Origin of the sequence: Kineococcus deserti, assembly GCF_050871945.1 — a bacterium.
GTDB lineage: Bacteria > Actinomycetota > Actinomycetes > Actinomycetales > Kineococcaceae > Kineococcus.
In genome coordinates, this window is record NZ_JBJLSI010000003.1 from 235,339 (window position 1) to 255,708 (window position 20,370).

The 20,370-nt window shown below is 74.1% G+C and carries 20 protein-coding genes; 10 read left to right on the forward strand and 10 right to left on the reverse strand.

Features of this window, described 5'->3' with window-relative positions; translation table 11 throughout:
- Position 1: 1 nt before the first annotated feature.
- The 5 genes from ACRYR2_RS04315 to ACRYR2_RS04335 are packed head-to-tail and all read right to left on the reverse strand — an operon-like array spanning position 2 to position 6,149.
- Positions 2 to 1,717: an acetyl/propionyl/methylcrotonyl-CoA carboxylase subunit alpha gene (locus ACRYR2_RS04315; RefSeq protein WP_432561589.1), complete on the reverse strand. Its 1,716-nt coding sequence runs from the start codon at positions 1,715 to 1,717 to the stop codon at positions 2 to 4.
- Between the two features lie 8 nt (positions 1,718 to 1,725).
- Entirely contained in the window at positions 1,726 to 3,285 is a 1,560-nt protein-coding gene (locus ACRYR2_RS04320; protein WP_432561590.1) for a 5-oxoprolinase subunit B/C family protein, read from the reverse strand.
- Positions 3,282 to 4,085 carry a putative hydro-lyase gene (locus tag ACRYR2_RS04325; protein ID WP_432561591.1) on the reverse strand — a complete coding sequence of 268 codons (804 nt, stop codon included), beginning with the start codon at positions 4,083 to 4,085 and terminating at the stop codon, positions 3,282 to 3,284. Before ACRYR2_RS04325 ends, ACRYR2_RS04320 begins: the two co-directional genes overlap by 4 nt.
- Positions 4,085 to 4,855: a LamB/YcsF family protein gene (locus ACRYR2_RS04330; protein ID WP_432561592.1), complete on the reverse strand. Its 771-nt coding sequence runs from the start codon at positions 4,853 to 4,855 to the stop codon at positions 4,085 to 4,087. Before ACRYR2_RS04330 ends, ACRYR2_RS04325 begins: the two co-directional genes overlap by 1 nt.
- Before the next feature lie 31 nt (positions 4,856 to 4,886).
- Positions 4,887 to 6,149, reverse strand: a complete 1,263-nt coding sequence (locus tag ACRYR2_RS04335) for an NRAMP family divalent metal transporter (RefSeq protein ID WP_432561593.1) — start codon at positions 6,147 to 6,149, stop codon at positions 4,887 to 4,889.
- Positions 6,150 to 6,337: 188 nt separating this feature from the next.
- Here ACRYR2_RS04335 and ACRYR2_RS04340 point away from each other — a divergent pair, with 188 nt between their 5' ends.
- The 8 genes from ACRYR2_RS04340 (at position 6,338) to ACRYR2_RS04375 (ending at position 13,130) form a co-directional block, all read left to right on the forward strand.
- On the forward strand, positions 6,338 to 7,021 hold the full coding sequence (locus ACRYR2_RS04340; protein WP_432561594.1) for a GntR family transcriptional regulator: 684 nt from the start codon (positions 6,338 to 6,340) through the stop codon (positions 7,019 to 7,021).
- A 184-nt stretch (positions 7,022 to 7,205) separates the two neighbouring features.
- Positions 7,206 to 9,185 (forward strand): ATP-dependent zinc metalloprotease FtsH, encoded by a 1,980-nt coding sequence (gene ftsH, locus ACRYR2_RS04345; protein WP_432561595.1) that lies wholly within the window; start codon positions 7,206 to 7,208, stop codon positions 9,183 to 9,185.
- A gap of 5 nt (positions 9,186 to 9,190) precedes the next feature.
- Positions 9,191 to 9,769 carry a GTP cyclohydrolase I FolE gene (gene folE / locus ACRYR2_RS04350; protein ID WP_432561616.1) on the forward strand — a complete coding sequence of 193 codons (579 nt, stop codon included), beginning with the start codon at positions 9,191 to 9,193 and terminating at the stop codon, positions 9,767 to 9,769.
- Complete coding sequence (folP, locus tag ACRYR2_RS04355; protein ID WP_432561596.1) at positions 9,766 to 10,608, forward strand: dihydropteroate synthase; 843 nt, start codon at positions 9,766 to 9,768, stop codon at positions 10,606 to 10,608. Before folE ends, folP begins: the two co-directional genes overlap by 4 nt.
- Entirely contained in the window at positions 10,605 to 11,018 is a 414-nt protein-coding gene (folB, locus tag ACRYR2_RS04360; RefSeq protein ID WP_432561597.1) for a dihydroneopterin aldolase, read from the forward strand. The genes folP and folB overlap by 4 nt, the downstream gene beginning before the upstream one ends.
- Positions 11,015 to 11,488: a 2-amino-4-hydroxy-6-hydroxymethyldihydropteridine diphosphokinase gene (folK, locus tag ACRYR2_RS04365; RefSeq protein WP_432561598.1), complete on the forward strand. Its 474-nt coding sequence runs from the start codon at positions 11,015 to 11,017 to the stop codon at positions 11,486 to 11,488. Before folB ends, folK begins: the two co-directional genes overlap by 4 nt.
- On the forward strand, positions 11,485 to 11,958 hold the full coding sequence (locus ACRYR2_RS04370; protein WP_432561599.1) for a DUF3180 domain-containing protein: 474 nt from the start codon (positions 11,485 to 11,487) through the stop codon (positions 11,956 to 11,958). Before folK ends, ACRYR2_RS04370 begins: the two co-directional genes overlap by 4 nt.
- Entirely contained in the window at positions 11,955 to 13,130 is a 1,176-nt protein-coding gene (locus tag ACRYR2_RS04375; RefSeq protein WP_432561600.1) for an aminotransferase class I/II-fold pyridoxal phosphate-dependent enzyme, read from the forward strand. Before ACRYR2_RS04370 ends, ACRYR2_RS04375 begins: the two co-directional genes overlap by 4 nt.
- On the opposite strand, the gene ACRYR2_RS04380 is transcribed toward ACRYR2_RS04375, so the two are convergent.
- The 5 genes from ACRYR2_RS04380 to ACRYR2_RS04400 form a co-directional block, all read right to left on the reverse strand.
- Positions 13,123 to 13,860, reverse strand: coding sequence for a methyltransferase domain-containing protein (locus tag ACRYR2_RS04380; protein WP_432561601.1), 738 nt, complete (start codon positions 13,858 to 13,860; stop codon positions 13,123 to 13,125). The genes ACRYR2_RS04375 and ACRYR2_RS04380 overlap by 8 nt on opposite strands.
- 52 nt (positions 13,861 to 13,912) lie before the next feature.
- Positions 13,913 to 14,701, reverse strand: coding sequence for a hypothetical protein (locus ACRYR2_RS04385; protein WP_432561602.1), 789 nt, complete (start codon positions 14,699 to 14,701; stop codon positions 13,913 to 13,915).
- A 21-nt stretch (positions 14,702 to 14,722) separates the two neighbouring features.
- The gene (locus ACRYR2_RS04390) at positions 14,723 to 15,712 is read right to left on the reverse strand and encodes an endonuclease/exonuclease/phosphatase family protein (RefSeq protein WP_432561603.1); all 990 of its coding nucleotides are present in this window, start codon (positions 15,710 to 15,712) and stop codon (positions 14,723 to 14,725) included.
- Between the two features lie 27 nt (positions 15,713 to 15,739).
- Positions 15,740 to 16,963, reverse strand: a complete 1,224-nt coding sequence (locus ACRYR2_RS04395) for a glycosyltransferase (protein ID WP_432561604.1) — start codon at positions 16,961 to 16,963, stop codon at positions 15,740 to 15,742.
- A 99-nt stretch (positions 16,964 to 17,062) separates the two neighbouring features.
- On the reverse strand, positions 17,063 to 18,232 hold the full coding sequence (locus ACRYR2_RS04400; protein WP_432561605.1) for an ABC transporter ATP-binding protein: 1,170 nt from the start codon (positions 18,230 to 18,232) through the stop codon (positions 17,063 to 17,065).
- 80 nt (positions 18,233 to 18,312) lie between these two features.
- Between ACRYR2_RS04400 and ACRYR2_RS04405 the strand changes: the two genes are divergently transcribed.
- Positions 18,313 to 18,825, forward strand: a complete 513-nt coding sequence (locus tag ACRYR2_RS04405; RefSeq protein ID WP_432561606.1) for a PH domain-containing protein — start codon at positions 18,313 to 18,315, stop codon at positions 18,823 to 18,825.
- A complete protein-coding gene (locus ACRYR2_RS04410; protein ID WP_432561607.1) occupies positions 18,825 to 20,306 on the forward strand; it encodes a PH domain-containing protein in 1,482 nt (493 codons plus the stop codon). Before ACRYR2_RS04405 ends, ACRYR2_RS04410 begins: the two co-directional genes overlap by 1 nt.
- The last annotated feature ends 64 nt before the right edge of the window (positions 20,307 to 20,370 follow it).

Sequence of the window (20,370 nt, forward strand, 5' to 3'; positions counted from 1 at the left end):
GTCACTCGATCCGCGCCAGCACCTCACCCGCGCCGAGCGACGCCTGCTCCTCCGCGACCCGCCGCAACGTCCCTGCGCGGTGCGCCGGCACCCGGCTCTCCATCTTCATCGCCTCCACGACGGCCACGTCCTGACCCTGCGCCACCTGCGCGCCGTCCTCGACGAGCCAGGCGGTCAGCGTCCCCGGGGTGGAGGCGGTCAGGGCGTCCTCGTCCGGGCCGGCCTCGGCCTCGGCGGTGACGGAACCGACCGGGCCCAGCGCGGCGAGGAACGCCGCGGGCAGCCCGATCGTGGCCATCCGCCCGTCGATCTCGACCGGGAACCGCTGCAACGCGGGCCCGTCCGAGGGGGCCGGGCGCAGCTGCGGTTCCAGCCGCGGCATCAGCTCGGACTCGATCCACTGCGTGCCGACGGCGAAACCGTCGGTGGAGAAGTCGGGTTCGTCCACGACGGCCCGCGCGAACGGCAGCACCGTGGCGATCCCGGAGACCTCGAACTCGGCCAGCGCGCGGCGGGCGCGGGCCAGTGCGGCGTCGCGGTCCCCGGCGTGGACCAGCAGTTTCCCGGCGAGGGAGTCGAACGCGGCCTGGACGCTGTCACCGGCCTCGACGCCGCCGTCCCAGCGGACCCCCGGACCCGAGGGCACCCGCAACGACGAGACGCGTCCCGGGCTGGGCAGGAACCCGCGGCCCGGGTCCTCGGCGTTGATCCGGAACTCGAACGCGTGACCGCGCACCGGCGGAGTCGCGGTGAACGAGGGCCCGTCGCCGGCGGCGATGCGGAACTGCTCGCGCACCAGGTCGACCCCGGTGACGAGCTCGGTGACGGGGTGCTCCACCTGCAACCGGGTGTTCACCTCGCAGAACGACAGGGTCCCGTCGGCGCCCAGGAGGAACTCCACGGTCCCCGCGCCGCGGTACCGCACCGCGGCGCAGATGTCGCGGGCCGCCCGGTGGAGCGTCTCGCGCTGGTCGGGACTCAGCCCGGGGGCCGGGGCCTCCTCGACGAGCTTCTGGTTCCGGCGTTGCAGCGAGCAGTCGCGGTCGCCCACGACGGTGACCGAACCGTTCCCGTCGCCCAGGACCTGCACCTCCAGGTGCCGGGGCCGTTCGAGGAACTTCTCGACGAAGCACTCCCCGCGACCGAACGCGGCCACGGCCTCCCGGGTCGCGGACTCGAAGGCGTCGGCGACCTCCTCGCGCGTGCGCGCCACCCGCATCCCGCGACCGCCGCCGCCGTGCGCGGCCTTGATCATGATGGGCAGGCCGAACTCGTCGGCGAACGCCTCGGCCTCCGCGGCGTCGGCCAGGGGGGAGGACGTTCCCGGGGCCAGCGGGGCGCCGGCCTCGCGGGCGATGGCGCGCGCCGTCACCTTGTCGCCCAGGGCCTCGATGGTCTCGGGCGCCGGGCCGATCCACACCAGTCCCGCGGCTTCGACGGCGCGGGCGAACCCGGCGTTCTCGGACAGGAACCCGTAGCCGGGATGCACCGCGTCGGCGCCCGAGGTCTTCGCCGCGGCCAGCAGCGCGTCGACGTTCAGGTAGGTCTGCGCGGCCGTCTCGCCGGGCAGCGCGACGGCGGTGTCGGCCAGCCGGACGTGCAGGGCGTCGGCGTCCTGGTCGGCGTAGACGGCGACCGAACGCAACCCCGCCTCGGCCGCCGCGCGGACCACCCGCACGGCGATCTCGCCGCGGTTGGCGATCAGGACGGTCTTCATGGGGTTCCTCACAGTTCGGCGAAGGGGGCGCGCGGGCGGAAGCGGACGCGGGCGCCGGGGGGCAGCTGACCGACGAGGTCGAGGTCGGCGTCGACGACGGCCCCGATGACGGGGTAACCACCGGTCAGCGGGTGGTCGGGGCCGAACAGCACGGGCTGACCGTCCGGCGGGACCTGGATCGCCCCGGTCACCGCACCCTCGCTGGGCAGTTCCCCCTCGCGCAGGCGTTCCAGCGGGGAGCCGGCGAGCCGCAGCCCGACCCGGTCCGAACGGGCCGTGACCTCCCACTCCTGCGAGGTCAGGGTCCCCAGCGCCGCGGGGGTGAACCAGTCGGTGCGGGGTCCGAGGACGACCTCGAGTTCGACGACCTGCCCGCTGCGGGGCAGTTCCGCCGCCGGGTGCGGGCCCGGGTCGACGGCGTGCGGGGCGGCCGCGGGCCCGTGCAGCGCCAGCCGGTCCCCGGCGGTCAGCGGGCGTGGACCCACCCCTGACAACGTGTCGGTCGCCAGGGACCCGAGCGCGGCGGGTGCGGCGAAACCCCCGCGGACCGCCACGACCGTGCGCAGCCCGGCGTGCTGGGCGCCCAGCCGCAGCTCGTCACCGTCCTCGACGGCCACCGGGCGCACCGCCGGGACGGGCACGCGGGTCCCGTCCGTCGCGCGGAGCGAGGCGTCCACGCCCGCGCCGGCCAGGGCGAGCACACCGGCCCCGGAGAAGCGCAGCACGGCCCCACCACCGGCGAGTTCGAGGGCGGCCGTGCCCGGGTGGTTCCCGACGGCGCGGTTGGCCGTGCGCAGCGCGCCGCGGTCGGCCGCCCCCGAGGGAGCCACCCCCTCGGCCAGGTGCCCGGGACGTCCGGGGTCCTGCAGCAGCAGCTGGACCCCGGGGGACACGACCTCGAGGGAGAACTCCGAGGCGACCGGCTCGGGCCGCGTTTCCCGCAGGCTCACGAGGTCGCGGTCGGCCTGCTGGAAACGCACCGTGGTGCCCGGGGCGAACAGCGCCGGCGGGTCCCGGTCGATGTCCCACATCACCGCGTCGGTGCGGCCGATCAGCTGCCAGCCGCCGGGGCTCTCGCGCGGGTAGACGCCGGAGAACTTCCCGGCCAGCCCGACCGAACCGGCCGGGATCCGGGTGCGCGGGGACGGCCGGCGGGGGACGTCGAACAACTCGTCGTCGCCGACCAGGTAGCCGAAACCCGGGGCGTACCCGGTGAACGCGACCGTCCACGTCGCGGTCTGGTGCCGGCGCACGAGTTCCTCGGCCGAGCAGCCGAGCAGCCCCGCGACCTCGGCCAGGTCCTGCCCGTCGTAGCGGACCTCGACGGTCACCGACCGCCCGCCGGACGCGACCTCGGACGACGGTCGGACCGTCCGCAACTCCTCCACGAGCTCGGCGGGGGAGGTCGCGCGCGGATCGAAGACGACCACGATCGTGCGGGCGGCGGGGACCACCTCGCGGACCCCGGGCAGGTCGGCGGCGGTCAGCGCGGTGAACAACCGGGTGGTCTGGTCCAGGCCGGCCAGCTCGACCATCACCGCGGTGTCGCTGACGGGCAGGAACCTCACGACCGGTGCCCCGTGTCGTACTCGGAGTCCAGGACGTCCGTGACGAACATGTGCCCCGGCGCGTGGGTCACCGCGAACGGCGGACGGGACTCGAACAGCGCCACCTGCGGCGTCACCCCGCACGCCCAGAACACCGGCACCTCCCCGTCGCGGACGACCGGCGGATCGCCGAAGTCGGGGGAGTCCAGCGCGGCGATCCCGAGCGCCGAAGGGTCCCCCACGTGCACCGGGGCGCCGTGCACGGCCGGGAACCGCCCGGTGATCGCCACCGCGTCGTCGACCCGGTCGGCCGGGACCGGGCGCATCGAGACGACGAGGTCGCCGCGCAGCCGTCCGGCCGGCACGCACGGCCGGTTCGTGCGGTACATCGGGACGTTGCGGCCGACCTCCTGGTGCCGCACCGGGATCCCGGCCGCCAGCAGCGGGGTCTCGAAGGTGAAGCTGCAGCCGATGAGCAGCGTCACGAGGCCGTCCCAGTACCCGGTCGCGTCGGGAACCTCCTCGACCATCCGCCCGTCGCGGAAGATCCGGTAGGCGGGCAGGTCGGTGCGCACGTCCGACCCCGGGGCCAGCGCCGACTCGACCTGCCCGGCCTCCAGGACGTCCAGGACGGGGCAGGACTGCGGGTTGCGCTGGGCGTACAGCAGCATCTCGAACGCCCAGTCCGCCGGGACGGCCACGAGGTTGGCCTGCGTCAGGCCCGGCGCGACCCCGCTGGTGGGTGCGCGGCGCCCGGCCCGGTAGGCCGCGCGCGCCGCCCGGGCCTCGTGGCGCAGTTCCTCGGGAGCCAGCCGCACCATCAGCGCGCTCCCGTCACGAACGGGGCGATCTCGACGCCGGCGCCGGTCAGCGCGGCCCGGGTGGCCGCGGCCATCTCGACCGCGCCGGGGGAGTCGCCGTGCACGCACAGCGACTGCGCGCGCACCGGCACGTCCGTGCCGTCGATCGCCTCGACCACCCCGTCCTGCACGAGCCGCACCATCCGCGCCGCCACGAGGTCGACGTCGTGCAGCACCGCGCCGGTCTCCTTGCGCGAGACCAGCTGCCCGGCCGGGGTGTAGGCGCGGTCGGCGAACGCCTCGGCCGCCGTGGGCAGCCCGGCGCGGTCGGCGACCTCGAGGGCGACCCCGCCGGCCAGCCCGAGCATCACCAGGGTGGGGTCGACGGCCTTGACCGCCGCGACCACCACGGAGGCCGTCGCCTCGTCGACGGCCATCGTGTTGTACAGCGCGCCGTGCGGTTTGACGTAGACCACGGCGTCCCCGACGGAGCGGGCCAGCGCCCACACCGCCCCGAGCTGGTACTCGACGTGGGCCTGCAGCGTCGCGGCCGGCAGGTCCAGGCGCTCGCGGCCGAAGTTCTCGTAGTCGCGGTAGCCGGGGTGGGCGCCGATCGCGACGCCCGCCTGCGAGGCGGCCAGCACCGTCTCGCGGATGCCCTCGGGGCTGCCGGCGTGGAAGCCGCAGGAGACGTTGGCGCTGCTGACGATCCGCAGCATCGCCGCGTCGTCTGAGACGGGGCGGTCGGGGGTGTTCTCCCCGAGGTCGGAGTTCAGGTCGATGGTCGCCACGGGGGTCCTTCCGGGGATCGGCGGTCGCGGGTCAGGCGGTGAGGAAGTCGAAGACGGGGCCGATGGACTGCGAGGCCATCCAGAAGCTGATCGCCAGGGCGATGGTGCCGACGACGAGCAGCCACACCGGGTACTTGTAACCCCCCAGCACGTCGCGCTGCCGGAACCAGCCGATGTAGAGGAACACCGTCATCCCGATCGGCAGGATCAGCCCGTTGAACCCGCCGACGAACACCAGCAGGGCGGCCGGCGCGGTGCCGATGGCCAGGTAGACGGCCAGCGAGACGACGATGAAGGCGACGGTGGTCAGCTGCAGCGGCCATCCGCCGGCCAGCCGGCGGGAGAAGGTCGACAGGAACGTCGAGGACGTGTAGGCGGCGCCGATGACCGAGGTGATGGCGGCGGCCCAGAAGATGGCCCCGAAGAGGCGGATGCCGGCGTCGCCGAGGACGGCGCCGAAGGCCTGCCCCGCGGGGTTGGCCGCCTGACCGGACAGGTCGAGCGCGACACCGGAGGCGACGACGCCCAGGATCGCCAGGAACAGGACGTACCGCATGACGCCCGTGACGAGGATCCCGGTGACCGAGGCGCGGTGGACGTCGCGGACGTGCTCGACGCCGGTCTGCCCGGAGTCCAGGTAGCGGTGGGCGCCGGCGTAGGTGATGTACCCGCCGACGGTGCCGCCGACGATCGTGGTGATGGTCGCGAAGTTGATCGTGTCGGGCACGAAGGTCTGCCGGAAGGCGTCGCCGACGGGCGGGCCGGAGACGATCGCGACGACCACGGTCATGACGATCATGCCGACGCCGAGCACCAGCACGACCCGGTCCACGACCGTCCCGGCGCGCTTGAACAGGAAGATCGCGATCGCCAGCACGCCGGTGACCAGGCCGCCGACCTTGGGGTCGAGGCCGAGCAGGGCGTTCAGGCCCAGCCCGCCGCCGGCGATGTTGCCGATGTTGAAGGCCAGGCCGCCCACGACGATGAGGACGGTCAGGACGTGGCCGCTGAAGGGCACGGCGCTGTTGGCCAGGTCGCCCGCGCGCTTGCCGGTGACCGTGATGAGCCGCCAGACGTTCATCTGGACGGCGAAGTCGATGAGGATCGAGATGAGGATCGCGAAGGCGAAGGCCGCCCCGAGCGTGGCGGTGAACGTCGCGGTCTGGGTGATGAAGCCCGGTCCGATGGCGGAGGTGGCCATGAGGAAGATCGCGCCGATGATCGGGCCGCGACGTGATCGCCGGCTCGTGCTCAGGGCGGGGGTGCTGCTCTCCTGCACGGGGTGGTCGGACATGCGTGCTCCCGGGGACGTGGCGACGCTGCTGCCGGACGAGGCTGCGTGGGGCAGCACTGTGGCACCGCTGGTTGCAGAACACAATGCTGCACGTTGTTGAACAACATGTTGCGCCGTGTTGCGTTCGTGTTAACTGTCCGCCTGACGAACCGTCGGGGTGGACGTCGGCGGCCACCTACGATGACGAGGTGACCCACGGTGCCGCGCTGTCCCCCGAGACCGTCGACGGTGCCGGCGAGGGCGACGGCACGCTCGCCCAGCTGCTCAGCGCCCGCATCGCCGCCGGCGAGTTCCGCCCCGGTCAGCGTCTCTCCGAGTCCGCGCTGGCGCAGCGTTTCTCCGTGTCGCGCAACACGCTGCGCGAGGCCTTCCGGGTGCTGGCCGAGCAGGGCCTGCTCGAGCACGTCCCGCACCGCGGGGTGTCGGTGACGGCCCCCCGGGTGGCCGACGTGCTCGACATCTACCGCGTCCGGCGCCACGTCGAGGCCGGCGTGCTGGCCCGCGCCGACGCCCAGCACCCCGCGACCGACCGGATGCGGGCGGCGGTCGAGGCCGCCGACACGGCCGTCGCGGCGGGGGACTGGGCGGGGGTCGGGACGGCCAACATGGCCTTCCACGAGGCGCTCGTGTCGCTGTCGGACAGCCCGCGCCTGCTGCGCACCCACCAGCAGCTGGCCGCCGAGCTGCGGCTGGCCTTCCTGGTGATCGGCGATCCCCAGAGCCTGCACGGCCGGTTCGTGGCCCGGAACCGCTCGGTGCTCGACACCTTCACCGACCACGGCGGTCCGGCGGCGGCGGCCGAGCTGGAGGCCTACCTCACCGAGTCCGAGCGCACGGTGCTCGGTGCCTACGCCCGCCTCGGGCTGGACTGACGCGCTCCCGGCCCTACGCCCACAGCGAACCGGCAGGAACGGGACGGAACAGGGGCGCAGTCCCACCCGTTCGAACAGCGAAGGACCTGCGGGGACGGCTCCGGGGTGGCGTGTCGCCGCGCCGGTGTACCGTCGAACGTCAGGCAGGAACGAGCAGGAGGGACAGGGGGCGACCCCTCCACTGATGCCCAACACTCTCAAGCGCATCGTCCGCGGCCCGTGGCTGTGGATCGTCGTGGCCATCGCGGCGGTCGCGATCGGCGCCTCGTTCTTCGCGTCCAGCGGCACCGCCGAGGTCTCCACGACCCGCGCCCTGCAGCTCATCGACGAGGGCAAGGTCCAGAGCGCGACGCTCACCGACGGCAACCAGCGCATCGACCTGGAGCTGAAGTCGGGCACCACGGAGGACGGCGCCACCACGGTGCGCTCCTACTACATCGCCCAGCGTGGCGGTGAGGTGATCGAGGCTCTCAACGACAACCCGCCCCCGGACGGCGTCACCGACGAGGTCCCGACGACGGGCATCCTGCAGTCGCTGCTGTTCACGGTCGGGCCGATCCTGCTCCTGATCATCCTGTTCTGGTTCCTCATGAGCCAGATGCAGGGTGGCGGCAGCCGGGTCATGCAGTTCGGCAAGTCCAAGGCCAAGATGATGACCAAGGACACCCCGAAGACGACGTTCGCCGACGTCGCCGGGGCCGACGAGGCCGTCGAGGAGCTGCACGAGATCAAGGAGTTCCTCGCCGACCGCGAGAAGTTCCAGGCCGTCGGCGCCAAGATCCCCAAGGGCGTCCTGCTGTACGGCCCGCCCGGCACCGGCAAGACGCTGCTGGCGCGCGCCGTCGCCGGTGAGGCCGGCGTGCCGTTCTACTCGATCTCCGGATCGGACTTCGTGGAGATGTTCGTCGGTGTCGGCGCCTCCCGCGTCCGGGACCTGTTCGAGCAGGCCAAGCAGAACTCGCCCGCGATCATCTTCGTCGACGAGATCGACGCCGTGGGCCGCCACCGCGGCGCGGGCCTGGGCGGCGGGCACGACGAGCGCGAGCAGACGCTGAACCAGCTGCTCGTCGAGATGGACGGCTTCGACGTCAAGACGAACGTCATCCTCATCGCCGCGACCAACCGCCCCGACATCCTCGACCCGGCGCTGCTGCGCCCGGGCCGCTTCGACCGGCAGATCGCCGTCGAGGCCCCCGACATGGAGGGCCGGCACAAGATCCTGCAGGTGCACGGCCGGGGCAAGCCGCTCGCGCCGAACATCGACCTGCAGGCCGTCGCCCGCCGCACGCCGGGCTTCTCCGGCGCCGACCTGGCCAACGTGCTCAACGAGGCCGCGCTGCTGACGGCCCGCGCCAACGCGAAGGTCATCGACGACGCGGCCGTGGACGAGGCCATCGACCGCGTCATGGCCGGCCCGCAGAAGCGCACCCGCCGGATGAGCGCGCAGGAGCTGAAGGTCACCGCGTACCACGAGGGTGGTCACGCGCTGGTGGCCGCGGCGCTGCCCAACACCGACCCGGTGACCAAGGTGACGATCCTGCCGCGCGGTCGCGCGCTGGGTTACACGATGGTGCTGCCGACCGAGGACAAGTACTCGACGTCGCGCAACGAGATCCTCGACCAGCTCGCGTACGCCCTCGGCGGCCGCGTCGCCGAGGAGCTCGTCTTCCACGACCCGACCACGGGCGCGGCCAACGACATCGAGAAGGCCACCGGCATGGCCCGCAAGATGGTCACCCAGTACGGCATGAGCGAGCGGATCGGCGCGATCAAGCTGGGCCAGGGGCAGGGCGAGGTCTTCCTCGGCCGCGACATGGGCCACGAGCGCGACTACTCCGAGGGTGTCGCCGGCATCGTCGACGAGGAGGTGCGCCGCCTCATCGAGGCCGCGCACGACGAGGCGTGGGAGGTGCTCGTCGAGCACCGCCAGGTCCTCGACGACCTCGTCGTCGCCCTGCTGGACAAGGAGACGCTGAACCAGGCCGAGCTGGCCGAGATCTTCGCGCCCGTCGTGAAGCGCCCCCAGCGGCCGGTCTGGCTGTCCTCAGAGCGCCGTCACGTCTCCAACATCCCGCCGGTCGCGGGTCCGGGTTCGCTCAACGGCCACGCCGGTGGGTTCCAGACGCCGGTGAACTACCAGAACGGGACGAACGAAGAGTCGTGAGCACGCTGCCGGCGGCCTTCGACCAGCAACGGGCCGAGGCCGCGGTCCGGGAGTTCCTCCTCGCCATCGGGGAGGACCCGGACCGGGAGGGGCTGCGGGACACCCCGGCCCGGGTCGCCCGGTCGGCGACGGAGCTGTTCGCCGGCCTGTGGCAGGACCCGGCGGAGGTCCTGACGACCGACTTCGGTCTCGAGCACGACGAACTGGTCCTCGTGAAGGACATCGAGGTCCAGTCCACCTGCGAGCACCACCTGCTGCCCTTCCACGGCGTCGCCCACGTCGGGTACATCCCCGGCGAGCACGGCCGGGTGACGGGGCTGTCCAAGCTGGCCCGCCTCGTCGACGTCTACGCCCGCCGGCCGCAGCTGCAGGAACGGCTGACCACCCAGGTCGCCGACGCCCTCGTCGACCGGCTGCGCCCCCGGGGCGTCATCGTGGTCGTCGAGGCCGAGCACTCGTGCATGACCTACCGCGGTGTGCGCAAACCCGGCGCCAAGACCGTCACCTCCGCCGTGCGCGGCGCGCTGCGCAACCCGGCCACCCGGGCCGAGGCCATGAGCCTCATCGTGGCGGGGCACCGGTGAGCCCGTTGCTGGAGCCCGGGCCCACGCGGGTCGTCGGGGTCCTCAACGTCACCCCCGACTCCTTCTCCGACGGCGGGGTGCACGCGGCGGACCCGGTCGCCGCGGGGATCGCCCTGCACGCGGCCGGCGCCGACCTCGTCGACGTCGGCGGGGAGTCCACCCGGCCCGGCGCCGTCCGGGTCGGGCCCGAGGAGGAGCTGCGTCGCGTCCTGCCCGTCGTGACCGGGCTCGTCGGGGCGGGCGTCCCGGTGAGCGTGGACACCATGCGCGCCGCGACGGCCCGCGCGGCCGTGCAGGCCGGCGCCGTCGTGGTCAACGACGTCTCCGGCGGGCTGGCCGACCCCGACATGGCCGCCACGGTGGCCGGGCTCGGCTGCGTCTACGTCCTGAGCCACTGGCGCGGTCACTCCGACGTCATGACGTCCCTGGCCGCCTACGGCGACGTCGTCGCCGAGGTGCGGGCCGAACTGGGCGAGCGGCTGTCCGCCGTGACCGCCGCGGGTCTGGACCCGCGGCGCGTCGTGCTCGACCCGGGGCTGGGCTTCGCCAAGGTCGCCGAGCACGACTGGGCGCTGCTGGCCGGGCTCGACCGGCTCGCCGACCTGGGCCGGCCGCTGCTCGTGGGGGCCTCCCGCAAACGCTTCCTCGGTCGCCTGCTCGCCGGGCCGGACGGGGTCGTCCCCGCCCCGACCGAGCGCGACGCCGCCACGGCCGCGGTCTCGGCGCTGGCCGCCGACCGCGGGGTGTGGGGTGTGCGGGTGCACGACGTGCCGTCCACCGTGGCCGCGGTGAAGGTGGCCACGGCCTGGCGTTCGGCGGCGGAGGTGGGTGTCTCGTGAGCTCCCTGGAAGGGGCCGGGCCCGTCCTCGACGCCGACGGCCGCGTCCTGGACCGCATCGTCCTGCGCGGGCTGAAGGGCATCGGCCGGCACGGCGTCCTGGACTTCGAGCGTGCCCAGGGCCAGCCCTTCGGCCTCGACGTCGCCCTGCACCTGGACACCCGCGAGGCCGCGGCCGGTGACGACCTCACCGCGACCGTCGACTACGGCGCGCTGGCGCAGCAGCTCATCACCGTCCTCGTCGGGGAGCCCGTGCTGCTGGTCGAGACGCTGGCCCAGCGCGTCGCCGACGCCTGCCTGGAGCGCTCGGAGCGGATCGCGGCCGTCGACGTCGTCGTCCACAAGCCGCAGGCCCCCATCCCGGCACCGTTCGACGACGTCGAGCTCGTGATCCGGAGGGTCCGCCCGTGACCGGCGCCGTCCTGGCCCTCGGGGCCAACCTCGGCCACCGCGCGGCGACGCTGCGCGCGGCCGTCGACGCGCTGCAGGCCACCGAGGGCGTCACCGTCGAGGCGACGTCGACGATCGTGGAGACCGCGCCCGTCGGCGCGGTGCCCGACCAGCCCGACTTCCTCAACGCCGTCGTCCTGGTCACCACGAGCCTCGACCCGCACGCGCTGCTGGCCGCCTGCCACGCCGTGGAGGCCGGGCTCGGCCTGGACCGCTCGACGAAGGTCCCCGACGGGCCGCGGCCCGTCGACGTCGACGTGATCACCTACGGCGAACTGGTGCTGGACCGGGACGGGCTCGTCCTGCCCCACCCGCGGGCCCACGAGCGCGCGTTCGTGCTCGGCCCCTGGCTCGACCTCGATCCCGACGCGGTGCTGCCCGGCCCGCACGGCGGCCGCGTCGCCGACCTCCTGCGCGCGGTGCAGGCGTGAGGCCGTCGAAACCCGGGCTGCTGGTCGGCCTCGGCGTCATCGCCGCGGTCCTGACCTGGTCCGGGCTGCAGATCTGGGTGTCGGCCGGGCACGCCGAACCGGACCTCGTGTGGACGACGGTGCTGACGATCGGCCTGCTGGCTGTCGCGGTGTTCGGGCTCGGGTGGCCGGTCAAGCAGTGGGTCGAGGGGGACAAGGGCCGGCGCATCGACGCCCTGCGCGCCGCGCGGACGGCCGCGCTGGCCAAGGCGGCCTCGGTCGCCGGGTCGCTGCTCGTCGGCGGGTTCGCCGGCTGGGTGGTGCACTACGTGCCGACGCTGGACATCGCGGCCCGCCGCTCGGAGGCGGTCGTCGGCGCCGCCGACGTCGTCGTGTCCGCGCTGCTGCTGGTGGCCGGGCTCGTCGTGGAGCGCTGGTGCCGGGTCCCCCCCGACGAGGACGACGACCAGAACAGGATGCAGGTCTCGTGAGGCCGTCCACCCGCGCCGCGACCGTCGAGCCGTTCCACGCCCTGGCCTTCGGCCAGCAGGCCGCCGCCCTGGAGGCGCAGGGCCACCACGTCGTCAAGCTCAGCATCGGCGAACCCGACTTCGGGGCGCCGCCGGCCGTGCTGGCCGCCCAGCGCGAGGTCGCCGACGGGCGGCCGCTGCCGTACACCTCCGCGCTCGGGCTGCCGGCGCTGCGCGTGGCGATCGCCGACTTCTACCGCGACCGCCACGGCGTGCAGGTCCCGCCGCACCGCATCGCCGTCACCTCCGGGGCGTCCGCGGCGCTGCTGCTCGTGCTGGCCGCCACGGTCGACCCCGGCGACGACGTCCTGCTGGCCGACCCGTCCTACCCGTGCAACCGGCAGCTGGTCGAGACCTTCGGCGGCCGCGCTCACGCGGTGCCGACGACGGCCGCGATGCGCTACCAGCTGACCGAGCAGGCCGTGCGCGCGTCCTGGACCGACCGCACCAGCGCCGTCATGGTCGCCACCCCCTCCAACCCCACCGGGACGTCGGTGCCGTCCGGGGAACTGGCGCGGATCTGCGCGCAGGCCCGTGAGCGGGACGCGTGGCGCATCGTCGACGAGATCTACCTGGAACTGGCCGACCCGTCCCCGGACGGCACGCCCGCGCGGACGGTGCTGGCCGCCGACCCCGACGCGATCGTCGTGAACAGCTTCTCGAAGTACTTCGGCATGACGGGGTGGCGGCTGGGCTGGTGCGTCCTGCCCGAGGAGCTCGTCGCGCCCGTCGAGAAGCTGGCCATGAACTACTTCATCGCCGCCTCGACGCCGGTGCAGCTGGCGGCGCTGGCCGCCTTCACCCCGGACTCGCTGGCGGTCTGCGAGGAACGCCGCGCCGAGTTCGTCGCCCGACGGCGGATCGTCCTGGACGGCCTGGCGCAGATCGGCCTGCCCGTGCCGGTCGAACCCGACGGCGCCTTCTACGTCTACTTCGACGTCAGCGGCACGGGCCTGGGCTCGTGGGAGTTCTGCGAGCGGGCGCTGGCCGAGCACCACGTCTCGCTGACCCCGGGTCGCGACTTCGGCACGGCGACGGCCGACACCCACGTCCGGCTGTCGTACGCCGCCTCCCGTGAGGAACTGCGCGAGGGCCTGCGCCGCATCGGCGAGTTCGTGACGAAGCTCAGCTGAGGGGTTTGCGCCACACCGACACGTGCGAGCGCGAGGACGCGGTGAACTCCGAGCGGTCCCAGTCGGCCCACCGGGCGTGCGGTTCCAGGCCGGCGATGCGGGCCATGAGGTCGTACTCGGCGGGCCAGGCGTAGCGGTGGTGGGACTCGAACGTGCTGACGGTGCCGTCGGGTGCGAACGAGTAGTGGTGCGAGGTCAGCCGGCAGGCCACCAGGTCGTAGCTGTCGAAACCCAGGTGGTCGCGGTCCAGCTGGAACGGCCGCGCGGTCTCGCCCGGTGGCAGCCGCTGCAGGCTCGGAATCCCGACCTCGACCAGGAAGTACCCACCCGGTGCCAGGTGCGCCGCGGCGTTGACGAAGCACTCGACCTGCTCGTCCTGCTCCAGCAGGTTCGTGATGGTGTTGTAGACCAGGTAGACGAGGCTGAACTGCCCGCGAACCCGCGTCGTGGCCATGTCGCCCAGGACCAGTTCCACCCGCGAGTCCACGTCCTTGGCGCGCAGCCGGGAAGCCATCGCCTCGGACAGTTCGATCCCCGCGACCGGCACACCGCGCACGGCCAGGGCCAGTCCCACCCGGCCGGTGCCGATCGCGAACTCCAGGGCGCGGCCCGTCCCGGCCAGGTCGGCCAGCACGTCGCAGGTGGCGCCGAGCACCTCGGGGCCGAACCTGGGGTCGGTGGAGTCGTCGTAGCCGCGGGCGACGTCCTCGCCCCACAGGTCTCCGGTCACGGCGCCCGACGCTAGGAGTCGGCGGAACTGCCGCGCACCTGGTTTTCGGCGGTCAGGACGCGACGACCGAGTGGACCACCGCGGTCTTGGGGTAGGCGTCCGCGCCGTCGCGGGGGCCGATCTCGAACAGGTCCACCATCAGCTGCAGCGGGTAGCCCAGCACCTGGGAGGAGGTGAACACGACCCGCTCGTCGCAGGCGACGGCGACCCCGCCCTCGTCCCAGCGCGCGGACCACGTGTGCGCCCGGCCCACCGGCACGGGGACGGTGACCTCGGTCATGTCCGTGCGCAGCCGCGGGTCGTGGTGGGCCTTGATCCCCACCCGGGCCGTGGTGCCGGTCGAGGTCACGGCGTCGGCGTCGATCTCGAACAGGCACACCTCGCCGCTGTCGTCGGCCCCGAGGTGCTCGGTGCCGACGAGCCAGGCCGCGAGCATGCAGCCGCGGTCACGGCTCGCGGTGACGGTGACGTCGACCTGCCCCGACCGCGGCGCCCACAGCAGACGCTGGGCCACGGCGGTGCGCACGCGCAACCCGTCCGGGCGGTGGCGGTGGGTTCCGCGGTCGGAGCCGACGGGTCCGCCGAACGTCGCGGTCTGCAGGTTCGACACCCGCAGCGGGGCGTCCTCGGGCCGCCAGTCAGGTTGGTCGTCGTCGATGCGCAACCGCAGGCCACCGGTGAGCGGGCCGAGGAGGTCGTACCGCGCCTGCGAGCGCCGGGGCGTCGTCCAGTGCGGCAGGTAGTGGTCGACCCAGCGCGCGGGGTCCAGCCGGGGCGTGCGGAACTCCTCGACGAAACCCGCGCTCGTGCGGTCGAGCCGGTCCAGGCGCTGACTGGTCACGGGCGGGATCCTGGCAGATCCTCACCCCGGCCAGGCGAGGTCGGCGACGACGGGGGAGTGCGAGCTGCCGCCCGGACCGCGTTCACTGGTCGCGACCGGTTCCAGCCCCGCGACGAGCACGACGTCGACCCGTGCGAAACCGGGCGAGGAACCCCGGGTCAGTCCCGGCTGGGTGCCGACCGCCCGGTGCGCGTCGACGAGGCCGTGCGCCCGCAGTTCGGCCAGGGGCTCGTTGAGCTCGGCGGAGTTCAGGTCGCCGGCCACCACGACGGCGTCGCCCGCCGCGCGCAGCTGCGAGGCGAGTTCCGCCAGGCGGCGGGCCTCGGCCACCCGGACCCGGGCGGCCTCGCCGGTGTCGCCCGCGGGGTTCCCGGCGGCCTCGGCGGGGGAGCAGAACAGGCACGGGGAGGCCAGGTGCACCGACAGGACGGCGATCCGCCGGCCCTCGACGTCCACCGTCACCACGTCCGCGGGCCGGGCCCCGTCCGGCATGCCGGTCACCGCCTGGACCGACACGATCGGGTACTTCGACCAGACGGCGTCCCCGTCGTTCGCGCTGCCGCTGGTGGGGGTGTAGCTGCGGTGGGGGTAGTCGGCGAACTGCTCGGCGTACCGGCGCTGCTGGGAGGGGGCGACCTCCTGCAGCGCGACGACGTCCGGTCCACCGTCGCGCAGCAGGGACGTCACCCCGGCCGCCCCGCGCCACTGCGAGGTGTTGAACGTCGCGACCTGCAGGTCGGGGGTCCGCCCGGAGGGGGTGGCGCGGTGCAGCGCGTACGGGCCGAGCAGCGAGCCGGCCGCGACGGCCGGGGCCAGGACCGCCGCCAGCGTCCGCCACGACGACGCCGCCGCGGCCAGCGGGACGACGAGCAGCGCCGGGGCCAGCCACCAGGTGGCGAACAGGCCGAGGACGTAGCTGACGACGTGGCCGTCGGAGAGCACCAGCACCACCAGCAGGGCGAGCGTGGCGAGCACGCCGTACGCGGTGGCCAGGGTCCGGAGCCAGCGCACGCCCTCATCGTGCAGCACGCACCGGGCTCACCCGACCAGGACCCCCGCGGGGGAGTCCGCCGGAACGGGCGTGCGGCGCAGGGCGTACAGCTCCTCGAACCGGGCCAGCGTCACCCGCTCGTCGTGGCCGGCGGCGATCTGGACGCTGCGGGCGCCCAGCCGCGCGGCCAGTGCGGGATCACCCAGGACCAGGGCGAGCCGCGCTGCGAGCGCGGCGGGCCGGGCGTGCGGGAAGAGGAACCCGTTCTCCCCGTCGCGGACCAGGTGCGGCAGGGCGCACGCGTCGACCCCGAACACCGGCAACCCCGAGGCCATCGCCTCCAGCACCACCAGGCTCTGCAGTTCCGCGGTTCCGGCGTTGGCGAACACGTCGCAGGCCAGGTAGGCCGCGGGCAGGTCCTCCTCGGGGACGAAACCCGTCGAGACGACGCGGTCGGCCACCCCGAGCGCGGCCGCCTGCCTCAGCAGCGCCGGTCGCAGGGCGCCGTCGCCGACGAGCAGCAGCTGCGTGTCCAGGTCCGGCCGCACCCGGCGCACCAGGGCCAGGGCCTCGACGAGTTCGGCGACGTTCTTCTCCGGTGCCAGCCGCCCGACGTACCCGATCGTGGGGCGGTCCGGAACCCCGTAGCGCTCGCGGAAACCACGGCGCAGCTGCCCGGAGGGATCGGGGGCGAAGCGGCGCAGGTCCATGCCGCAGGAGATCGGCAGCACCGGCCCGGGGATCCCGGCCCGTTCGGCCAGCGCCGCCGCGTACGGCGTGGGGGCGGTCACGACGTCGGCGCGGGTGAACACCCCGGCCGCGTCCGCCCACGCCCACTCGTGCAGCGCCCGCTGGACGCGGGAACCCAGCGGGACGTGGTGGGTGAGGTTCTCGGGCATGAAGTGGTTCGTCGCCACGACCGGGATGCCCAGCCGGCCCGCCGCGGTCACCAGCGCCCGGCCGACGAGGAAGTGGCTCTGCACGTGCACGACGTCGGGGGCGACCTCGCGCAGCACGGCCGTCGCGGTGCGCACCAGCCCGACGGGCGGGCAGAACCGCAGGCCGGTGCCGCCGACGACGACGGGAACGGCGGGCAACCGGTGTTCCACGACGCCGGACGGCACGGTCTGCCGGGTCCGGCGCAGCCCGCGGCCGGGGGCCACCACGTGCACCTCGTGGCGGGCGCTGAGCCCGGCGGCCAGCCGCTGGGCGAACGTGGAGGCGCCGTTGACGTCGGGGGCGTAGGTGTCTGCTCCGATGAGGATTCGCATGTCCCGATCGAACCGCCGGGGCGGGTTCCGGGTCATCGCTCCACGGAGCCGTCCGGTCCGGGACGCCGGAGGCACCCGGGGTACCTCCGCGGTAGGGGGTCAGCCCGCCGCAGTTCCGCGGCGCAGCGCCGTGTGCACCACGTCCGGGGTGAGCACCCCCACGTAGGAACCTCCGTCGAGCACCGGCAGGAACCGCGACTCCTGCGCCAGCAGCGTCGAGAACGCCGTGCGCATCGTCTCGTGGGCGTCGATGCTCGCCGTGAACTCGCGGACGTGGTCGCCGACCCGCACGCCCCGGCCCCCCGATCGGGCGGCCTCGGTCAGCCGTCCCCGGGGGACCCAGCCCAGCACCCGGTCGGACTCCACCACCAGCCCCCACGACCGGCCGTCCAGTTCCAGCGCCGTCGCCGCGTACGCGGCCCCGTCGCCGGGCGCCAGCACCACGGGCCTTTCCAGGTCGTCGGCGCGGATCGGGGTCACCGCCAGCCGGCGCAGGCCGCGGTCGGAGCCGATGAACTCCACGACGAAGTCCGAGGCGGGTGCGGACAGCAGCGTCTCGGGGTCGGCGAACTGCTCCAGCACTCCTCCGGTGGAGAACACCGCGATGCGGTCGGCGATCCTGACGGCCTCGTCGAGGTCGTGGGTGACGAACAGGACCGTCTTGCGCAGGTCGGTCTGGATGCGGCGGAACTCGGTCTGCAGCCGGTCCCGCACGACCGGGTCGACGGCGCCGAAGGGTTCGTCCATGAGCAGCACGGGCGGGTCGGCGGCCAGGGCGCGGGCGACGCCGACGCGCTGCTGCTGCCCGCCGGACAGCTGGGCGGGGTAGCGGTCCCCGTAGGCCCAGGGGTCCAGCCCGACGAGGTGGAGCAGTTCGTCGACGCGGCGGCGGGTCACCTCGTCGTCCCAGCCCAGCAGGGCGGGCACGGTCGCGACGTTGCGCCGGATCGTGCGGTGCGGCAGCAGCCCGCCGGCCTGGATGACGTACCCGATGCCGCGGCGCAGCGTGACGGCGTCGACGTGCGCGGTGTCGCGGCCGTCGACGACGATGCGCCCGGCGGTGGGCTCGACGAGCCGGTTGACCATCCGCAGGATCGTGGACTTGCCGCAGCCGCTGGGCCCGACGAGCGCGACGAGTTCGCCGCGGCGCACCGACATCGTCAGGTCGCGCACGGCGGGGGAGTCGCGCCGGCCGTACCGCTTGGACACGCCGTCGAAACGGATGACCTCATCGATCTCCGTGTCCTTCTCGTCACCACCGGTGATCACTCGGGCAGCCTACGACGGGCCGGCCAGGACCAGCCGTTCGACGGAGGTTGCCCCGTCGACGCGTCTGGCAGGGTGTGGGCATGGCCGGCGCGGACCCCAGGGCAGGAACGACCCACGAACCCTTCGCGCCCTCGGACGTGGTCTGGCAGCGGATCTCCCCGCGCTGGGCGACCGCGCAGCGTCTCGTCGGGGCGATCGTCTTCGGCGTCCTCGCCGTGGTCGCGGCGGTCCTGGCCGTCCTGCTGACCCCCTGGATCTGGCTGGCGCTGGTGCTCATCGTCCCGTTGTGGCTGTGGGACTACCTGTGGTCGGGCCGGCAGGTGCAGGCGTGGGGCTACGCCGAGCGCGACGACGACCTGCTGGTCGTCAAGGGCATCCTGTTCCGCTCGCTCGTCGTCGTGCCCTACGGCCGGTTGCAGTACGTCGACGTCGAGGCCGGCCCGGTCGACCGCAAGTTCGGGATCGCCAAGGTCCAGCTGCACACCGCCTCCTCCGACACCGACGCGGCGATCCCCGGCCTGCCCCCGGAGGAGGCGGCGCGGCTGCGCGACCGGCTCGCCGCGCGCGGTGAGGCGCGGTTGGCGGGGCTCTGATGGAGGAGCCGCGAGCCGACGAACCGGCCGTCGAGGTCCTGCCCGAGGACGTCGCCGACCAGCTCGACGCACCCGTCCGCGCGGTCCTGGCCGACGCCGGCTGGCGCCGGCTGCACCCCGTCACGCCGGTCCTGCGGGCCTGGAAGGTCGTGGCGGCCGTCCTCGCGGTCGTCGTCGGGCAGAACGTCGACGACATCCTGCGGCTGGACCTGCCCGGCTGGGTCCTGACGCTGGGAGTCCTGGGTGGTCTGCTGGTGCTGGCCCTGGCCGGGGCGGCCTACAGCGCACTGGCCTGGCGGCGCACCCGCTACCGCATCGACGCCGAGGCCGTCCACGTCGAGCGCGGGATCCTGTGGCGCCAGCAGCGACGCGCCCAGCTGGACCGGCTGCAGGCCGTCGACGTCGTCCGGCCGCTGCTCGGGCGGTTGTTCGGGCTGGCCGAGCTGCGGCTGGAGGTCGCCGGCGGGTCCGGCAGCAAGGTGTCGCTGGCCTACCTGAAGGAGGAGGAGGCGCAGCGCGTCCGCAACGCGCTGCTGGCCGCCTCGGCCGGGGTCGTCGTCGCCGAGGGGGAGGAGGCCCCCGAGGCCCCGCAGCGCGAGGTCGTCGAGGTGCCGCCGGTGCGGCTGATCACCTCGACGCTGCGGTCGGGGCTGACGGTCTGGCTGGTCGTCGGGATCGTCGGGATCGCGGTCGGGTGCTGGTTCGCCGGCAACTTCGCACCGCTGTTCGGGTCCGCGGCCGGTCTGCTGGGTCTGGTCTCGGCGGTGTGGGGGAGGTTCAACAACGGCTTCAACTTCACCGTGGCCGACTCCCCGGACGGGCTGCGGATGACCCACGGCCTGCTGGAGCAGCGCTCGCAGACGGTCCCGCCAGGGCGGGTGCAGGCGCTGCGCATCACCCAGCCGCTGCTGTGGCGCGGCAAGGGGTGGTGGCGCGTGGAGGTGAACGTCGCCGGCTACTCCTCCGAGAGCGGCAACAGGTCCGAGCAGAGCACGACGCTGCTGCCGGTGGGGACGATCGACGAGCTCGGGCACGTCCTGGCCATCGTCCTGCCGGACCTCGGCACCCCGGACGAGTCGCCCCTGGAGGTGGTCCGCGCCGGGCTGACCGGCACCGGGACCGACGGCGGGTTCACCCCCGTCCCGCGGCAGGCCCGCTGGCTGGACCCGCTGTCCTGGCGCCGCCGCGGGTACCGCAGCACCGGCTACGCGTTCCTGTCCCGCAACGGGCGCTTCGTGCGCGGCCTGGACGTCGTCCCGCACGCCCGCACGCAGAGCCTGGGGCTGACGCAGGGACCCTGGCAGCGTCGGCTGGGCCTGGCCACCGTCCGGCTGCACTCCACACCCGGCAAGGTGTCCCCCCGCGTCGACCACCTCGCGGCGGGCACCGCGGCGTCGCTGCTGTGGGAGCAGACCCTGCGCGCCCGCGCCGCCCGCGCCGGCTCCGGCCCCGAACGCTGGATGACCACCCCTCCTGCGTGATCAAGCACGACAGTGCTTGATCACTGCCATCTCCCCGCCGTGATCAAGCACAGTTGTGCTTGAT

Bases quoted from the DNA above. Each gene is read 5' to 3' on its own strand.
- ACRYR2_RS04315 (WP_432561589.1), bottom strand. From the start codon at position 1,717: ATGAAGACCGTCCTGATCGCCAACCGCGGCGAGATCGCCGTGCGGGTG.
- ACRYR2_RS04325 (WP_432561591.1), bottom strand. From the start codon at position 4,085: ATGGTGCGGCTGGCTCCCGAGGAACTGCGCCACGAGGCCCGGGCGGCG.
- ACRYR2_RS04335 (WP_432561593.1), bottom strand. From the start codon at position 6,149: ATGTCCGACCACCCCGTGCAGGAGAGCAGCACCCCCGCCCTGAGCACG.
- ftsH (WP_432561595.1), top strand. From the start codon at position 7,206: ATGCCCAACACTCTCAAGCGCATCGTCCGCGGCCCGTGGCTGTGGATC.
- ACRYR2_RS04395 (WP_432561604.1), bottom strand. From the start codon at position 16,963: ATGCGAATCCTCATCGGAGCAGACACCTACGCCCCCGACGTCAACGGC.
- ACRYR2_RS04405 (WP_432561606.1), top strand. From the start codon at position 18,313: ATGGCCGGCGCGGACCCCAGGGCAGGAACGACCCACGAACCCTTCGCG.
- ACRYR2_RS04410 (WP_432561607.1), top strand. From the start codon at position 18,825: ATGGAGGAGCCGCGAGCCGACGAACCGGCCGTCGAGGTCCTGCCCGAG.